13 protein-coding genes and 1 pseudogene are annotated in these 17218 nt (G+C 49.4%); 5 read left to right on the top strand and 9 right to left on the bottom strand.

From position 1 onward, the window contains the following. Positions 1-36 precede the first annotated feature (36 nt). Entirely contained in the window at positions 37-3117 is a 3081-nt protein-coding gene (locus ICL55_RS28115) for a tetratricopeptide repeat protein (protein ID WP_188103906.1), read from the bottom strand. Positions 3118-3350: 233 nt separating this feature from the next. Here ICL55_RS28115 and ICL55_RS28120 point away from each other — a divergent pair, with 233 nt between their 5' ends. The 4 genes from ICL55_RS28120 to ICL55_RS28135 all read left to right on the top strand — a co-directional run bounded on the left by ICL55_RS28120 (position 3351) and on the right by ICL55_RS28135 (position 7061). Next, positions 3351-3770: a DoxX family protein gene (locus ICL55_RS28120; protein WP_188103908.1), complete on the top strand. Its 420-nt coding sequence runs from the start codon at positions 3351-3353 to the stop codon at positions 3768-3770. A gap of 117 nt (positions 3771-3887) precedes the next feature. After that, complete coding sequence (locus ICL55_RS28125) at positions 3888-4298, top strand: acyl-CoA thioesterase (protein ID WP_188103910.1); 411 nt, start codon at positions 3888-3890, stop codon at positions 4296-4298. A 106-nt stretch (positions 4299-4404) separates the two neighbouring features. Next, entirely contained in the window at positions 4405-5652 is a 1248-nt protein-coding gene (locus ICL55_RS28130; RefSeq protein WP_188103912.1) for a CinA family nicotinamide mononucleotide deamidase-related protein, read from the top strand. Positions 5653-5723: 71 nt separating this feature from the next. Continuing rightward, positions 5724-7061, top strand: coding sequence for a dihydrolipoamide acetyltransferase family protein (locus ICL55_RS28135; protein WP_188103914.1), 1338 nt, complete (start codon positions 5724-5726; stop codon positions 7059-7061). Positions 7062-7304: 243 nt separating this feature from the next. On the opposite strand, the gene ICL55_RS28140 is transcribed toward ICL55_RS28135, so the two are convergent. The 3 genes and pseudogenes from ICL55_RS28140 to ICL55_RS28150 all read right to left on the bottom strand — a co-directional run bounded on the left by ICL55_RS28140 (position 7305) and on the right by ICL55_RS28150 (position 10177). Beyond that, a complete protein-coding gene (locus ICL55_RS28140; RefSeq protein WP_078672202.1) occupies positions 7305-7622 on the bottom strand; it encodes an RNA recognition motif domain-containing protein in 318 nt (105 codons plus the stop codon). 307 nt (positions 7623-7929) lie between these two features. Further along, positions 7930-9711, bottom strand: a pseudogene (locus ICL55_RS28145) (S8 family serine peptidase); the annotation flags it as partial. Between the two features lie 19 nt (positions 9712-9730). Beyond that, a complete protein-coding gene (locus ICL55_RS28150; protein ID WP_188103918.1) occupies positions 9731-10177 on the bottom strand; it encodes a hypothetical protein in 447 nt (148 codons plus the stop codon). Between the two features lie 438 nt (positions 10178-10615). Between ICL55_RS28150 and ICL55_RS28155 the strand changes: the two genes are divergently transcribed. Next, entirely contained in the window at positions 10616-11332 is a 717-nt protein-coding gene (locus ICL55_RS28155) for a hypothetical protein (RefSeq protein ID WP_188103919.1), read from the top strand. Here ICL55_RS28155 and ICL55_RS28160 read toward each other — a convergent pair whose 3' ends face one another. The 5 genes from ICL55_RS28160 to ICL55_RS28180 form a co-directional block, all read right to left on the bottom strand. Beyond that, the gene (locus ICL55_RS28160; RefSeq protein WP_188103920.1) at positions 11333-11956 is read right to left on the bottom strand and encodes a DUF4230 domain-containing protein; all 624 of its coding nucleotides are present in this window, start codon (positions 11954-11956) and stop codon (positions 11333-11335) included. It abuts the gene before it with no gap. 98 nt (positions 11957-12054) lie between these two features. Beyond that, positions 12055-12558 (bottom strand): cupin domain-containing protein, encoded by a 504-nt coding sequence (locus tag ICL55_RS28165; RefSeq protein WP_188103921.1) that lies wholly within the window; start codon positions 12556-12558, stop codon positions 12055-12057. 48 nt (positions 12559-12606) lie between these two features. After that, positions 12607-13059 carry a GNAT family N-acetyltransferase gene (locus ICL55_RS28170; RefSeq protein ID WP_188103922.1) on the bottom strand — a complete coding sequence of 151 codons (453 nt, stop codon included), beginning with the start codon at positions 13057-13059 and terminating at the stop codon, positions 12607-12609. Positions 13060-13100: 41 nt separating this feature from the next. Continuing rightward, positions 13101-13916, bottom strand: a complete 816-nt coding sequence (locus ICL55_RS28175; protein ID WP_188103923.1) for an AraC family transcriptional regulator — start codon at positions 13914-13916, stop codon at positions 13101-13103. Positions 13917-14186: 270 nt separating this feature from the next. Next, positions 14187-17024 carry a S9 family peptidase gene (locus ICL55_RS28180; protein WP_188103925.1) on the bottom strand — a complete coding sequence of 946 codons (2838 nt, stop codon included), beginning with the start codon at positions 17022-17024 and terminating at the stop codon, positions 14187-14189. Positions 17025-17218: the final 194 nt, after the last annotated feature.

A 17218-nucleotide genomic window follows, 5' to 3' on the forward strand; every position in this document is an offset into this window, starting at 1 on the left:
ATCTTAAAATTTGAAAATTTAGAAATTCTCAAATGGCTACGGTTTCTTAGGTTTTTTACCAGCTGCTTTTTCTGCTGCTTCTGCTTTGGCGAACTTGTCTTTTGCTTCGGCTTTCAGCTCCGGAATGGGGCAGTTTTCAGCGATGCTCTGGAAAGTAGCTTTGGCATTGAAGTAGTCCTGCTGACGGAAATACACATCACCCAGCAGGATATATGATTTGGCCACCCACACATCGTAGGAAGGCGTGTTTTTGATCACATCAAAGCCGGCTTTCTCCGCACCTGCCAGATCGTTCTGTTGCAGATAGCAGTCGGCCATATCGTAGCGGGCTTCTGCACCGGTTTCGGATTTGGTAAGACCGGCAACAGTTTTGAACTCTGCCAGCGCGTTGGCATATTGTTTCGCTTGTTTTTGCGCTTTACCCAGGTAGAAGTGTGCGATGATCTGGTCATCGGTGCTGATATTGGCGGTAGACAGCAGCATTTCTGCATAGTTACCTACTTCATCCCAGTGTTTCAGCTGATAGTTGCTGCGCAGCAGGCCACGGGTGGCGGCCAGGCTGTTTTCCTTGCTGGTGGCCAGGTCTTGCAACTGCAGGTAGTAACCCCGCGCTTTATCATAATCTTTAGTTTGATAGAAATTGATGTTGGCCGCCTGCAGGGCTGAACGCTCAGCGTACAGGCTGTTGTTGCGGGACAACACAAATTCATACGCCGGCAGCGCGTTCGTATAGTCTTTGTTGTTATAAGAGCATTCTGCTTTATAGAAATGGGCTGGCAGAATAAACTGGCCGTTGGGATATTTCTGGATATAGCTGTTGAAAGCGGTGATGGCGCCGGAGCAGTCGTTGTTGGTGAAACGCGCTTCCGCAGCGGCATAAGCCAGAGAATCTTCTGCGGTGGCAGTCACGGTACGGCCGCTGGCTTTCAGGAAAGCGAGGTAGTCGTCTGTTTTGCCCTGACTAACGTAGATAGACTTGATGCTTTGCAACGCTTCGTTGCTTTCCGGTGAACCGGGGAATTTCTCTACCACCTGACGGTAGTAGGCGAGCGCTTTGCTTTCGTTGTCTTTGTTATAGTAGCAGAGGCCCAGCTTCAGCAGTGCCCGTGGGGCATTGGCACCGTTAGGTTGTTTTTGCAGTACGTTTTCCAGATAAGGAATGGCTTCATTGTATTTTTCCTGCGACAGGTACGTGTTGGCGATTTCCATGTCTGTCTGGTTGCCGAAGTCGGAGCTCGGGAACTTGTTGCCGAGTTGTTTCAGCAGCGCCAGTTTATCGGCCTGTTTGCCCTGAAGACCGAGGATAATGGCTTTCTGGTAGATGGCGTAGTCGGCGCCGGGATCGTTGTTCGTGATGATACGATCATACAGCGCGAGTGCTTTCGGGAACTGACGCAGCATATAATAACAGTCGGCCGCGCGGAGGGTAGCATCGGTAGCTATCCTGGTAGCATTGGGGCCGCTGGCTTTCTGTGCTGTTTCAAAGTGAGGCAGCGCTTCGGCATATTTGTCCTGCTTGAGGAGGCTGTAGCCGAGGTTGTAGCTGGCGGTCTGCGCATTGGCTTCGCCGGATACCGGCGGCGTGCTGCTCAGATAGGCGTTCAGGTTAGTGATCGCTTTGTCTGTTTTATTCTGGCGCAGGGCTATTTCTGCTTTCCAGAACTGGGCCAGCTGCTTGGTTTGTGCGTCGTAAGGGTTGTTGATGGCGATATCGAGCAGGCGGTCGGCTTCTGCCAGCTGCTGGTCGTTGATCAGCTCAGTGGCTCTGCCGTAGGCTATTTTCTGATAGGCTTTGAGCACGGTCGGGTTTTTATCACCGATCTGCTCGATGGTGGCCAGGCCATCGCGATAGTTGTTGGTATTCATGAAGAGGCTCACCAGCACTTCGCGGGCTTCTTTGTTGTAAGCTGACTGCGGGTAGGTCTTCACGAACTGTGTCAGTTCATTGAGGGCCGCATCCTGATAGCCCAGCTCATAGGAGAGCTTGCCGTAGTTGAACCGGGAAATCTCCTGTTGCTGTGCGTTGGAGCTGTTGTTGGCGCAGAAGGCGAAGGCGTTGCGGGCATTGGCTTTCTGGCCGGTACGCAGGTAGCAGTCGCCCAGCAGGTACATGGAATTCTGTCCCAGAGAGTCTTTGGAGCTGCTGAGTTGTTTGAAGCCGGTGATGGCTTTGTGCAGGTTACCGGTCTGATAGTAGGAATAAGACAGCTGATAGATGTCTTCATTGCGTACTTCATCGGAGTTATCCTGAAACTCCTGCAACAGGGGCAGTGCTTTTTTATAGTCTTTACGTTCGAAGTAGGCTTTACCGAGCAGCTGTTTCATTTCTGCTTCGTAGTACTGGCCGCCCTGACGCAGCAGGGGCTCTGTATACGAGATCAGCTGGTCGTGTTTGCCCTGGAAATAGTATATCTCAGCGATGTAGTACGGTACTATGTTTTTGTACTTCGGATCTTCCACTACCTTCTGGAAGCTGCTGAGTGCTTCTCCGTACTGATGGTTGTAGTAGGAGATAAAGCCATAGTAGTAGTTGGCCGGCACATAATATTTGCCTTGTATCTCCCGGATGCCGGCAAACAAAGGTTGTGCTTTCTGGAAGTCCTTGACATTGAAGTAGCAGTAGGCCAGTTCAAACTTCGCTTCTGCTATCTCCGCGTTGGAGAGGTTGTCGATGCTGGCTTTTTCGTACAGCGGAATAGCATCTTTGAACCGGTTCTGGTGGAAATAATATTTACCCAGCTGATAGCTTACCAGCTGTTCGCGGGCGTTGTTGTTGAATATTTTAAGGTATTCCAGCGCTATTTTTTCTGCGTTGTCCTGTCCAAGTTTGAGCGCACAAACGGTGTAATAATAATAGGCGTCAGACTTTACCAGGTCGCGGTTGGTTTCATGGAAATAATCGATGTTATCGATCGTTTGCTTGAAAAGCTGCATGGATACGCTGTACTTTTCCTGCTGGAAGTACTGTTGTGCATCTTTGAACACTTTTTCCGGATCGGTATAAATACGCGTTTGCTGCGCATGGGCAGCGGGCATCCCTGCGATACCTGCGCCGGCGAAAGTCAGCATGGATAAGTACAGATGTCCTGGAATAAAAACTTTTCTTATGAACTGCATGCTTTTGCTGTTATATCTTGAATTATGCGTTTAAAACGAATCCTTCCCGGAAAATATTTTCCCGTCAGGCATTATACGGAACAGTATCAGGGACACAAACCAGGCAAATATAAAAGTAATATCCTTTCTTTTCTGATCGGTTTTCCAACAATGTGGATAACTCCGGCTGTCTGGCAAAGGCTATTGCGCTATATTGCGGCAAATAATTTTATAGCGCAAAAACCTTACCTGTTATGAGAAAACTGTTCTCAACTGGCTACACCGGCGGTGCTGTGAGCTTTTCCATGCTGATATTACGGCTGATGTTCGGTGGCCTGCTGTTATTGCACGGATGGCCCAAACTGATCAATTTTGCTGCCAAAATGAATTCTTTCCCGGATCCTTTGGGCGTGGGACATAAATTTTCATTGGGGATGACTGTTTTTGCGGAAGTTTTCTGTTCGATTTTCATCATGCTGGGACTATTGACCAGACTGGCTGCTGTGCCACTCGTGATCTGCATGTCGGTGATCGTGGGGATGATACACCGGTCAGACCTGCTGGGCTTTAAATTTGATGAGATTGAACTGCCACTGATGTATCTGACTGGTTTTCTGGTGATCCTGTTTACCGGGCCCGGTAAATTTTCCATCGATGGCGCACTGGGCAAATAATATCATTTTGATATTTGGTTATTTTGACATTTTTTTATTGAAGTTTGCCTGGGGCCCCTTCAATAATAAGAGTCAAAATAAGAAAATATCCAAATAAAAAAATAAACAAATGGAATCATGTTTAGCAGTATAACAACGATCAGGGTACGATACGGAGAAACGGACCAGATGGGATATCTTTATTACGGTAATTACGGCCTGTATTATGAAGTAGGCAGGGCAGAAGCCATCAGGGAACTGGGCTTCAGCTACCGTGAACTCGAAGAACAGGGGGTGATCATGCCGGTAGCGGAACTAAATGTAAAATACCTGCGGCCGGCGTATTATGATGACCTGATAACGGTGAAGACTATATTAAAAGAGCTGCCGAAAAGTTCCCGGATACAATTTCACAGTGAGCTGTATAACGAGAAAGGGGAGTTGCTCAATGTAGGCGTGACCACCCTGGTGTTCTTAGATGTGAAAACCAAACAAAAAGCAGGCCTGCCGGAAGCATTGAAAGAACGGCTGGAACCATTTTTTAAATAGACATTACGAATTACGAATTGAGGGCTCGCTATGTGGCGATAGTGCTGCACTAATGCCTTATAATAAGCCCTCAATTCGTAATTCGTAATTCGTAATTTCTTCAACTATGAGCAAAATAACCACCAGCATCATTACCATTGGTGATGAACTGCTGATAGGACAAACGATCGATACAAATTCTGCGTGGATGGCGCAGGAACTCAATGCGTTAGGTATCTGGGTGCACCGGCGTGTAGCCATTGGCGATGTCCGCGAAGATATCCTGGACACCCTCGCCAGAGAGGCAGAATTGTCTGATATCGTGTTGATTACCGGTGGACTGGGGCCTACGGCCGATGATATCACCAAACCCACCCTCTGTGAATATTTCCAGACCCGCCTGGTACAGGATGAAGCCACGCTGCAGCGGGTACTGCATATCTTCGAAAGCCGCGGCCTGCCGATATTGGAGCGTAATGTGGCCCAGGCCATGGTGCCGGAATCCTGCACGGTGATTGCCAATGAAAGAGGCACCGCGCCAGGCATGTGGTTTGAAAAAGAGGGAAAGATCTATGTGTCTATGCCGGGTGTACCGCATGAAATGAAGGGTATCATGGAGAATTATGTACTGCCACAGCTGGCTGCACATTTTAATACCCCTGCGGTGGTGCATCGCACACTGATCACCTCCGGCATGGGGGAATCCTTTGTGGCAGAGCGGCTCACGGCTTTTGAAGCCAAACTGCCGCCACATATCAAACTGGCTTACCTTCCCAGCTACAGCCTGCTGAAGCTGCGGCTCACCGCCTTCGGGGTGGATAAAGTGACCTCCGCGGCTGAACTGACGGTCTATTTCCATGAACTGATGGCATTACTGCCGGATATTACCGTCACCGATCAGGACATCTCCATCGGAGAGGTGCTGGGGCAGCTGCTGAAAGAAAAAGGCAAGACTGTCGGTACCGCTGAAAGCTGTACCGGCGGACAGATCGCTACCTGGATCACCGCTATCCCCGGTAGTTCCGCTTATTACAAAGGCAGCGCCATTACCTATGCCAATGAGATGAAAATGAAGCTGTTGGGCGTAAAAGCCGCAACCCTGCAGGCACATGGGGCCGTGAGCGAGGAAACCGTAAAGGAAATGCTGACCGGCGCCCTGCAACTGCTGGAAACAGATTATGCAATAGCCGTATCCGGTATTATGGGCCCTGATGGCGGTACCCCCGAAAAGCCGGTCGGCACCGTATGGGTGGCCGTGGGCAGCCGCGAGAAAATGACGACCATCAAATATCACCTGCGGTACGACCGGGAACGGAATACCCAGATGACCGCCGTTTATGCGATGAATGAGCTACGTAAGCTCATTTTGGAATAAGCCGCAGGGCTGACTGATTGAATTGAGACAATTCCCTTATTTTTGTCCACACTAAAGCTAAAAACAATCTTATGGCCATTGTAGAATTGGTAATGCCAAAAATGGGAGAAAGCATCATGGAAGCCACCATTTTGCGTTGGCATAAAAAGACGGGTGATCACGTTAAAGTGGATGAAACCGTGTTGGAAATTGCTACGGATAAAGTGGATAGTGAAGTCCCCTCGATTGATGAAGGGGTGATCACCGAAGTACTCTTCAAGGAAAATGATGTAGTACCGGTAGGCACTGTGATAGCACGTATCAATACCAATGCCGATGCAGCGGTCAATACTGCACCTGTACCTGAAACACCGGTAGTGGCTTCTGAACCGAAGTTTACCGCTGCTGCTGTACCTTCTGCTGCCCCTGCTGCAGCTCCTGCCTCCGCACCTGCTGCCGGTGGCGCCAGATTCTATTCCCCGCTCGTGCTCACCATTGCACAACAGGAAGGCGTTAGCTTCGCCGACCTGGAAAGGATTCCCGGTTCCGGCAGCGATGGCCGCGTAACGAAAAAGGATATCCTGCAATATGTGGCCGACCGTAAGGAAGGTAAAGTAATCCCCGACGTAACACCCGTTGTGGAAACCGCTGCGGCTCCTGCCACTGTAGTGAGCACTCCGCCGGCAGTAACCACCACCGTTGCTTCTCCTACCTATAACGGCAATGTGGAAATTGTGGAAATGGACCGCATGCGCAAGCTGATCGCCAATCACATGGTGATGAGCAAACAAACCAGTCCCCACGTGACCAGCTTCGCTGAAGCCGATGTGACCAATATGGTGAAATGGCGCGATCGCATGAAAGGTGAATTTGAAAAGAGAGAAGGCGAAAAACTCACATTCACGCCGCTGTTCGTTGAAGCCATCGTGAAATGTATCAAACGTTTCCCGCTGATCAACTGCTCCCTCGACGGCGACAAAATCATTATCAAAAAAGATATCAATATCGGTATGGCCACCGCCTTACCTTCCGGCAACCTGATCGTGCCTGTGATTAAAAACGCGGACACGCTCAATCTGACTGGCCTCAGCAAACAGGTGAATGGCCTGGCCAATGCTGCCCGTCAGAATAAACTGAAACCGGAAGATACACAGTCCGGTACCTTTACCCTTACCAACGTAGGTACTTTCGGCAGCCTGATGGGAACTCCCATCATCAACCAGCCGCAGGTAGCTATCCTGGCTGTGGGCGCTATCAAAAAACGCCCCGTGGTAGTGGAAACCGAACAGGGTGATTCTATCGCTATCCGCCACATGATGTACCTGTCCATGTCTTACGATCACCGTATCGTGGATGGCTCTCTGGGCGCTACTTTCCTGACCGCCGTGGCGCAGGAACTCGAAAACTTCGACCCGAAAAGGGCGATATAATCATTGGGCTATTTGATCATCTGGGTATTTGATTATTACGATCGCCAGGATCAGTAAATAACAGGATAAACCTATCAGAAAATAAAAGAGAGCAAAAGTCAACTCAGACTTTTGCTCTCTTTTTATGAAGGGACCGCATCAACAGCTAAATCCAATAATCCAATAACCAAATAAAAAAATGGCTAAATAAAAAGAGGCGCCGTTGAAAGCGCCTCTTCAATTCCTTTGTGCCCGAATAAGGGATTAGTAACGACGGTCGCGGGAGCCATATCCTCCTCCGCCACCACGATTACCACCACCTTTGAAATTATTATTCGGCTGTTTAGGTCTTGCTTCGTTTACCATTAATTGCTTGCCTTCTATCTCGCTGCCGTTTAAACTATCCATAGCCTTGGCTCCTTCTTCCTGATTAGGCATTTCCACAAAACCGAAACCACGAGAGCGGCCTGTTTCATGGTCTTTGATAACCTTAGCGGAGGTAACCTCTCCATAATCGCTGAAAATCTGATGGAGATCCTCATCGGTCAACCTATAGTGCAGGTTGGCTACGTAAATGTTCATGATAACTGAAATTAAAAAAATGAAAAATAATATACTGAAGTTATGAAATAAACATCAATAAAGTGGTGAAGGTTAAAAAATATTTCCGGCGAGTGTTATCCCGTTGCTGCCCAATCACCTTGAAACCCTTTACAGACAACAGTATACGGCATTTCAATTTTGCTGAAATAGTTTGTGATTTATCATATAATATCGTTATTTATTGTTTTTATTTTGCATATGAATGGGGCGGTAAATCATGTTTACAACCCCATTCCTGCCGGTCATTTTAGTTGACCTGACTGCGGTTTTACCGCTTTGTATCCTTTTATTCTGTTTTGATCAGCGGCAGATTGCTTTGATGTACACCGTCAGATATCTGCAGGTAGTAAACATCTTTGGGTAAATGACTCACGCGGATAGTGGCCGTTTTCACGCCGGAGGGATACTGATAAAACCCTTTGCGGTTCCCCATTTTGTCCAGTACCAGAATTTGCCGGATAGTTTCAATCTGTTGCTGCTCTTTATGGCCTGTTTTGGCCGGCGGCTTCGTGGTTTTGGTATCTTTCGCCCGCTGCGGTACCGGCAATAAATTGACGGTGACGGTAGTGGTAGCAGGATTGGGATACAGTGTCACGTTGGTGACATTCGCGGAAGACAAGGCGGTGAAAGAGGCGCAGGGGATGTCTGTACCCCTCTTGGGAGACAAGCCACATGGCGTCTTGGCCTGTACTGTCAACATTCTCTCCCCGTTATATAAACCGCCAGGTCCGCAGATAGAACTAGGACCAGTAGTTACATCGTATAAATAATCGTCAATGTACCAGTAATAGGCACTTGCACTGGGTACGGGCGTAACGGACACGTCAAAGTAGTCTCCCGCGCCACCACAATGTGCCCAGCTAAATTGAGGCGACCATTGAACGGGGCTGTATAAATAGCTGAAAAGAAAGCTGCTGGTTCCCGTTGAATAGGTACCAAAATTTGCTTTTACACTGAGTGTAGCGTAGCAGCCATCCAGTATATTCGGAAAACTTAGACTAATGGTGGTGGCCGTAGTGGTGTAGGTCTGTTGACTATTGGCGGTGAAAATCACATCGGCGCCATTTGACCCTCCTGTTACAGTGTAGGTATAGCCGGTCGCGAATGCAATCGGATTAATACTGAAACTGGCCGTATTATTACCGCAAAGTACATTGGGGTTGGAGCTTGAGAACGTAGGAGTTACGTTTGTGGCCAACGTCTGCTGCAATGCCTGAAAAGCATTGATCCGCCCATTGCCCAATTCATTGCTGACACCATTGGTGTAGGTATATCCGCCTACTTTGTCGGCAGAGCCGGTGATGATGTTGAATACCTGTTGTTGCGTCAGATTAGGGTTGACAGACAGGATGAGCGCAGCAAGGCCGGACACCTGCGGACAGGCGGCTGACGTGCCGCCAAACCGGCCGGTGTAGGCATTGAAATTAGTACCTGAAGAAGGAAGTTGTTCGCCGGTAGCCGGTGGATGTGGAATATTAGGGTCCGCAGGCCATGGATTATATCCGGTGTTGCCGGGAATATCGATACTCCATACTTCCAGTGTTTCATTGAAGTTTTGTTGCGGATAAGCCCGATGAGACGGAGCCACTACATCAATAATCTGATTATTTCCGCTACCGGGATTAGAAGAGGGGCTGTAATCCGACTGCCGGTCGAATCTGTCAGACGCGCCTACGGTCAGTACGCCAGGAATATTCACGTTGCCGGGAAAATTCACTGTTCCGTTATTGCTGGCGCTATGCCAGGCGGTATTGCCGGCAGAGAAAACAACAACCGAGCCTTTGCCGCCGCGGCCATAAGTAGTGGCATTTTGGATGGCCGATACAATGACAGGAAAAAGGTTGGGGTCGGAGGAGTTATATCCCCAGCTGTTAGATAAAACAGCTGCTCCGTTCTGATACGCGAATGTCAGGGCGTCTGCAAGACGGTTGGCGGAGATGCTGCTGCTACCGCTGCTAAAGATGCGTATCGGCATAATCCTGCACAACGGCGCCAGCCCGCTGATGCCCTCATTGTTGTCCTGTGTGGCTGCAATCAGGCCTGCGCAGGAATTGCCATGGTCCATATCGCCGGTGGGAGATGGGTTGTTACACGCTTACACGGTACGCTTTATTGAGACTGTCGATATAAGCGGGCCGTACACCTTCCCGAAACTGTACAATAAACTCGTCTGTCAGTCCCAGTTCATCTTTTTCATCAACAATATATACCGGATGCGTAGCCACCACATCCGGTTGTTTGCCAAGGACCTCGGCCAAACCGGCTGCTCCGTTTTTATCAGACAGGTCCATGATGACGGTGCGGTCATCCACCCATTCCTCCCGGAAGCCGCCAGCCACTTGTTTTAGCTGCGACAGGGCGGCTTGCCTGCTTATATTTTCCCGATAGCGGACGACCACTTTACCGGGATGAATTTTTAACATTTTTTTCGTGGAAAAGGTATAGTAGAAAACTGGTTTGGCCACCTGCTTAAACGATAGCATGCCAAGGATAACAAAGATGGCCAGCAGACTGACGGCTAGAATTTTTTTCATGTGGAGGGTTTTAATTTGAGGAAATGATTGAAAAGGCATGACGGCCCCGCAACCGTAGTTAGGTTATGCTACAGGCAGGAAACACCATCAGTATGGAACATATTATTACATCAGCGGGAAATGGATTTTCTTCGTTTCATATGCTATAGGATTGATTATTGTCGCATCGAAGAATGCAGGATAAACACCTCGATTCGCGTTGGCAAATAATCAGGCCGTAGGTAACAGGCTAACCACCAGAAAGCGTTTTTTAACAAGACAGGACCACTTAGTACGGGATGATCATTTCGGTCATAAAAGTTAACAAAGTTTATTGAGATATAAAAGCGGATTTCCATACTTGTAAAGAATAATAGGTAGGGTAAAAATGCTCCTTCCCACCCGTGTTTTGTCCCCTTTTTTTCGTAAATTAATAGTAAGCCATTAAATTCATTTTTTATGGGAACGCTGAGCGAAACCTGGTTTGCGGACGGGTACATTGATTTTGAGCTGAAGAAATACACCTTGTTATCTTACCTGCAGGACATCCACCGTGCCTTTAATCAAAACAAGCTGTATCCCCAGCTGGCCGATATTATCTTTCATTTTAACAACCTTCGGGCTTTCCGGGAAAACAAGCAACTGATGGAACAACAGTTCCCGAAACGGTTGACCGGCATTGACCTGGAGAAGCTGATGCTGCTGTATGAAAAAGTAAGCGCAGATGATGAACTGATGCAGGAGCTGGAAGAAATCATCGGATATGCGCTGTCTGCCATGAACGATACGATCCGCGACGGAACGGAGATCTATGAGTTTGTGCAGGACAAGCTGCGGATTTCACCGGTGGGACTGGTGCCGCTGGAAAACACATCGGGCTACCTGCTGCTGTGCGACGGACGTTACAGCGATACGCTGGTATATAGCTACCATCTGACCATTTTTGAACGGCATGATGAACAGTACCGGGGTATCCGCACAGAATACCTCGAAGCCTACAGAAAAGACCTGATACATACCTGTGAACATATCAAAACCATCCTGCTCCGGAAAAATAATCAGGCCAATCCGGCAGTATATTGTGTGGAAACGTCCCTGGTACTCCCGGTCAACGAGACCCTGCTGCCTATAGCCAAACGCAGCCTGGTGCGGTATATCGCCCTTAATGCCGCCTGATCAGTTGAGCGGTGGGGTAGTGGCCGTAGCGGCGCCGTCAAACTGTACCTCCAGGGTATGGTCTTTCAGGAAGGGTGCATAGTACTGCTCCATCATCTTCCGGATCTTGTCTTTGGACTGCTGTATATACAGCTGGTTGTTTTCCAGCTGGGCGCGGGAGGTCTGGTACAGTTTCTTCTGAACAGCCGTATAGGTTTCATCGTCCTGCGACAGGAACCATCCTTTGCGGTTGGCTGTTTCCATTTTGTCGACTTTCAGCTCGTAGCTCATGAGCTTAGGCACCGGCAAACGAACAATGATCTTTTTGTTGCTGACTTCTACTTTAAAATGTTTTTCGTCGATGTTCACGCCGTATTTGGCCTGATAGGGGATAGACACCCAGACGGTGTTTTCTAGGAAGGTCTTCTTCAGATTATCGCTCCATCCGCCACTGTCTTCAATATTGCTGCGCTTGATGCTGGCCGTGCCCTGTACGTCCAGGCTGGCCAGTTCCGCGATCTCTTTTACAATGGTGCTGTTGGAGATCACCTGCTCACTGACATTGGTGGAACCAAAACGTTTGCCCAGCCAGAAAAGGAGGATGGCCAGCAGCAGAAAAGCAACAATATAGAGGATCTTTTTCATGAGGATGATTTGACAAAACCAGGCAATATAGTACCTGCTCCGGCTGTAAATTAATAAAAAGCCGGGAGTATGATGTGCGTTTAAGCGTTAACGTTAGATTACCGGGTAAGGCTGTCGATTAACGCAGCATGTTGCGGATAGGCAGCCTGTAAGGTGGTTTTGTCTGCCAGTTCAAAATCGGCGAAGTCGAATCCCGGTGCTACGGTGCAGCCGGTGAGCGCATAGCCGCCGGGTATTTCCACACGGGAGGCGAACCAATTGCCGGCACAGATAATCACCTGCAGGCGCTCTCCGTTTGGGATATCACGCCCCAGTTTGTGTACCCGGAGCTGACCGCCCGGTTCAATCTCATAAATGGTCAGGGTATGGCCATCATAGAAATGCCAGATCTCGTCGGCGGCAATACGGTGAAAAGCGGAAAACTGCCCTTCTTCCAGTAGAAAATAGATACAGGTAGACGCATTCCGGTTGCCCCCCATGCCTGCCGGCAGGGTGCTCATGTCCAGCATCCACTCTGAACGGTACGTTTCCAGAAAAGCACCACCTTCCACATGTGGTTGTAGTTTTAGTTGGTCTCGCCAGTGGGCGGCTGAATATTGCATATAGCACCAGATTGTTGGGGTAATATAATGAAAGGAATAGTAATCGGACTATTTCGTATATATATTCGGGTTATGAAGCTGCATAAATTTCTCCGGATTGGGTACTTCCGTGAAGCCAAACTGCCGGTATAATTCGTGTGCATCCTGTGTTACCAGCAGCCATCTCCGCAGGGTTTGCAGCTCCGGGTGGTCCAAAATGGCGCGCATCAGCATTTTGGAAAGGCCCTTGCCCCGGTAGTCGGGTATCACAAACACATCGGCCAGATAGGCAAAAGAAGCCAGGTCAGTAATCAGCCTGGCAAAACCTATCTGCCGGTCGCGGTAGTATAACCCGAAACATAAAGAACCTGCCAGTGTTCTTTCCACAACACTGACAGGAATATCTTTTGCCCAGTATGATTCTTGGGCCAGAAAATGGTGTATAACACTGATATCCAGCCTTGATTTGTCAGTAGAAACAGTATAATCTCCGTCTTTAACGAGGTAAATCGTAGTTGTCATAGTTAGTAACATTGAGCGTTACTAAAAATAGACAATTTTTTCTAACTCGCCACCGCTACCGGTTGCATAGACGGGGACGGCATATGGGCTATCGTTGCCGGCATATTATACCAGGAAGGCATCTCGCCGTTGAACTGCAAATGGTCCTGGATAAACATGGCCAGATTGTAATAGGCGGTGGCCGGCATCTGCGCGATATCTGTTTGCTGCAGCGCATTCCGGAAACGGACCATGCGGGCAAACAACTGCGGCGGCATGCCTATCACCCGGTTGAACAACCGCTCCAGCGTGGGGCGGGACAGCTGAAACGCTTTCGCCAGTTCTTCCACACTCACATTACCCTGGCGGGCCAGCAGGTAATCTGCCATCTCGTCGGCCTGCTTCAGGCAGGGCGCATCACATTGTAATATCTGCCCGATGGTCTGATTCAGCAAAGCGGTGATCTCCTGCGGGTCGCGGAGCGTCTGCAGGTGATGGCCCAGCTGTGACCATACCGGATTTTCATGCAGGTCCAGGTTGCGGTAGTAATTGGTGAAGGACTGCCCGTCGATGCCCAGCATACGATAACAACCGTAGGCATTCAGTTGCACGATCACCATCCTCACCGGACCGCTTACCTGCAGCTGACATGCATTGGTAAAATGACCGGTCACGGCATGACGCGGCAGGGTGAAGGCTGCATGGGCTGCCGGCGTTATCACAGCCGTTCCTTCCGGAATAAATACCATGTACTGGTCGCCCAGCGTGAATAAATGCTGCGGTAACTGGATCGGGCCGCGGGAATCATCTTCCCAGTAATAAAACTGTTTGACGAATGGACGTAATGCATCTCCGGGTTGGCAGATATGGAAGTTCATAGGTACTAAAAATGTGGTGTTAGTGGATATCGCTATCGCTGCAAGTCACACCATACGCTAAAGTGGCGATTATTCATTGTAAATATATGTTTTTTATTAAATATTTTAGAATTTTTTCACGCAAAGGCGCCAAGCAGCAAAGACGCAAAGAATATATAAGCAAGCAAAGAGAGCAAAGGGGCGGAGATCAAATTTGATCTCCGCCCCTTTGCTCTCTTATAATTCTTATTTGTTTTCTTAGCGTCTTTGCTGCTTGGCGTCTTTGCGTGATTATTTCACGTCAAAACCCCAGTTGATGCCCTTCTCCGTAGCAGGAACACCGGATTCCAGCCATTGTGGCGCCGGCGCGCCTTTCAGGAAGTGGTCGAAGAACTGTTGTTCCCGACGCTGAATGTCCTTGCGGTTCTGGCGTTGTACGAGGTTATGTGCTTCGTTGTTGTAGTTGAGCAGCCACACCGGTTTGCCAAGGCGGCGCAGGCCGGTGAACATTTCAATGCCCTGGTACCAGGGAACGGCGCCGTCGGCATCGTTGGCCATGATCGCAATAGGCGTATTCACTTTCGGCAGGTTAAACAGCGGAGAGTTCTGGATATACAGCTCCGGTTTATCCCACAGGGTGGCGCCAATACGGCTCTGGGTGTGCTCATACTGGAACTGGCGGTTCATACCGCTTTCCCAACGGATACCGCCGTAGGCGCTGGTCATATTGGCTACCGGTGCTCCCGCCCAGGCAGCTTTGAAGAGGTTGGTCTGCGTGATCAGGAAGGCCACCTGATAACCGCCCCAGCTCTGGCCTTGTATGCCCATGTTTTTACCGTCTACCCATGGCTGTTTGGCGAGATTTTCCGCCGCGCTCACGATATAGTCGTAGGCGCTTTTGCCCGGGTGACCGTTTTCGTAGACGATATCAGGTGCAAACACCAGATAACCGCGGCTTACGAAGAAAGATATATTCAGGCGGGAAGGCGTAGGCGCCGGCGCCTGATAGTTGTAAAGCCCGTCGGTCAGTATCTCATAGAAATAGAAAATAACCGGGTACTTTTTGTTCGGATCGAAATCTTCTGGTTTGTACAGGATACCTTCCGACTGTTTGCCGGAGAAAGTGGTCCATTTATACAGAGCGGCAGTGCCCCAGTTGTAATCCTGTTGTTGCGGGTTGGTATGGCTGATTTGAACCGCTTTGTTCAGCTCACCGGTATACACGTCAGGCGATTCGGTATAACTGGCACGGGTATACGTATATACATTGGCGTCTTTCGCTTTCAGCAGGTCCAGATAGCTGTTGGGGCCCAGTATCACCTGTTGCGGCCGGCGCAGCTTCTCGTTTTTAGCCTGCAGCTGCAGGGTATAGAAACCGTTGTATTTAGTGCTGTCCTGGAATGTGCTGAGCACCAGCTGGTCGCCGGGGTTATAAAACCGCTGTTCCTCATCCAGCTTCAGGACGCGGAAACGTGTTTTTTCCTGACGGCCCTTGCCAAAGGTGATCATGGAAGGAGCTATTTTACCGGTGGGGTCTACTTCCCAGATATCGTAGCGGTCATAGATGTATACAAACCTGTCGTTGTTGAGCCATCCTGCAAAGCCGTATGATTCCGGCACGTCCGGAAGATCATTTTCTTCATCAGACAATGAGGTCGGGATATTTTGGGTGATGTTGACGATGGTGCCGGTGGCGTTGTGATAGGTAAAATATTGTTTAGTCGCCAGATCATGCCACAGGATATACTGACCGTTGGGAGAGATCGCATAGGAGCCATCCAGTTTGTCTTTGATTTTTTTGCGGGAACCGTCTTCCAGGTTGATCAGATAGGCGGTTTTAGGGGTGCGGCCCATCCATTGCAGCTGGATACGCTCGCCTTTATCGGTATAGCCGAGTGCATAACGGCCATTGCCTTCTGCGGGAATGACTACATTTTCGAGGTCCTGGTCGCCCAGTTGGAGGATACGTTTGGTGCCGGGATAATACACGGCGGCGTAGCTCCTTTTCAGTTCCTTGTCTGCGTTTTTGAGCTGCATCGGCTGCAGGTAGTCGTCTTTATAGTTCCAGATATCTACTTTGGCCACTTCAAAATCCACGATGTTGGTGTCTTTCACCGGCAGGACAGGGGCGGTGCCGAAGAAGAGGCGTTGCCCGTCTTTACTGAACCATATCAGGCTGTTGGCGCTGATGGTCCAGCGGGAAGGGATGCCGCTGCTGTTTTTGTCGGCGGCGGTGATGGCGCTGTCTTGTCCGGGTTTATAGAAGAACAGTTGATAGAACTGCTGGAGTGATTTGGCGCTGTCGCGGGTACCGAAATAGGCAGCCTGTTCTCCTTTCTCATCGAAGGCGAACTGTTTATAGTCGCCATAGCCGCGGCTCAGTGTATCGGCTTTGCGGTTGGCGGTATGCCAGAGCAAGACGCCGGAACGGGACAGGGAGTCTTTTTTCTCGGAAGTGATTTCTATCAGAAGGTTGTTGCCTGGCTTGCTAAATACGTATTCCGCCACGTTTTTAACGGAATCCTGGCTACCGTCTTTCAGCTGACGAATGAAGAGGGTGCCGTTTTCATTTTTATCGGCGCTGCCTTTCTCGTCATCTGCGCGGTCGTCGTCGGTTGTTTTGGTGATCGTTTTACCTTTGGTTTTGGCGCTGTCCGTGGCTGGTTTTTCAGCCAGGTAAGCCAGCCATCCGCTGCCTTTGGCGGGTGTTTTAAACGATTTGATACCGGGGAATTTCTGCAGGTCGCCGGTAGCAAGGGTCACGATGCCCATGGAATCTTTCGGCATTTCGGCCGGTTTCTTCTTTTTGATGCGGGCTTCGCGGGTATCTTTAAACAGCGGTTTAATGCTGAAGATCACGTGCCGGGAGTCGTTGGTGATCACCGGGCTGCTGCCACGGGCAATGGTCCGGGAGTGACCTGTTTTGCGGTCATAAATAACCAGGGAACCATCTCCTTCCTGTAAGGTGACGGTATATACTACCCATTGTCCATCGTTGCTGATCAGCTTTGTACCGATATTCTGCCAGCTGTCGTACACGGAATGGTCCAGCGGCTTTTTGGCAGGTTGTTGTTGCGCATAAGTAAAAGAGCCCCCCAGCAGGAAGAGGGCCAGTAACGTATTTCTCATGCACGCAAAGTATACATTTTTCGGGCAAAAGTGTAAAGACTTTTACCAGCGGCGGGGTTTCACGCAAAGGCGCTAAGCAGCAAAGGCGCAAAGAATAAATCTTTAAGAATTATAAGAAAGCAAAGGAGCGAAGACCACATTTGGTCTTCGCTCCTTTGCTTTCTTATTATATCCTTTGCGCCTTTGCTGCTTAG

The organism is Chitinophaga varians, assembly GCF_014529945.1.
Classification (GTDB): Bacteria; Bacteroidota; Bacteroidia; order Chitinophagales; family Chitinophagaceae; genus Chitinophaga; species Chitinophaga varians.

Coding starts and splice junctions, on each gene's coding strand:
- ICL55_RS28120 (WP_188103908.1), top strand. CDS start 3,351: ATGAGAAAACTGTTCTCAACTGGCTACACCGGCGGTGCTGTGAGCTTT.
- ICL55_RS28155 (WP_188103919.1), top strand. CDS start 10,616: ATGGGAACGCTGAGCGAAACCTGGTTTGCGGACGGGTACATTGATTTT.
- ICL55_RS28170 (WP_188103922.1), bottom strand. CDS start 13,059: ATGACAACTACGATTTACCTCGTTAAAGACGGAGATTATACTGTTTCT.
- ICL55_RS28130 (WP_188103912.1), top strand. CDS start 4,405: ATGAGCAAAATAACCACCAGCATCATTACCATTGGTGATGAACTGCTG.
- ICL55_RS28175 (WP_188103923.1), bottom strand. CDS start 13,916: ATGAACTTCCATATCTGCCAACCCGGAGATGCATTACGTCCATTCGTC.
- ICL55_RS28140 (WP_078672202.1), bottom strand. CDS start 7,622: ATGAACATTTACGTAGCCAACCTGCACTATAGGTTGACCGATGAGGAT.
- ICL55_RS28115 (WP_188103906.1), bottom strand. CDS start 3,117: ATGCAGTTCATAAGAAAAGTTTTTATTCCAGGACATCTGTACTTATCC.
- ICL55_RS28180 (WP_188103925.1), bottom strand. CDS start 17,024: ATGAGAAATACGTTACTGGCCCTCTTCCTGCTGGGGGGCTCTTTTACT.
- ICL55_RS28165 (WP_188103921.1), bottom strand. CDS start 12,558: ATGCAATATTCAGCCGCCCACTGGCGAGACCAACTAAAACTACAACCA.
- ICL55_RS28125 (WP_188103910.1), top strand. CDS start 3,888: ATGTTTAGCAGTATAACAACGATCAGGGTACGATACGGAGAAACGGAC.
- ICL55_RS28150 (WP_188103918.1), bottom strand. CDS start 10,177: ATGAAAAAAATTCTAGCCGTCAGTCTGCTGGCCATCTTTGTTATCCTT.
- ICL55_RS28135 (WP_188103914.1), top strand. CDS start 5,724: ATGGCCATTGTAGAATTGGTAATGCCAAAAATGGGAGAAAGCATCATG.
- ICL55_RS28160 (WP_188103920.1), bottom strand. CDS start 11,956: ATGAAAAAGATCCTCTATATTGTTGCTTTTCTGCTGCTGGCCATCCTC.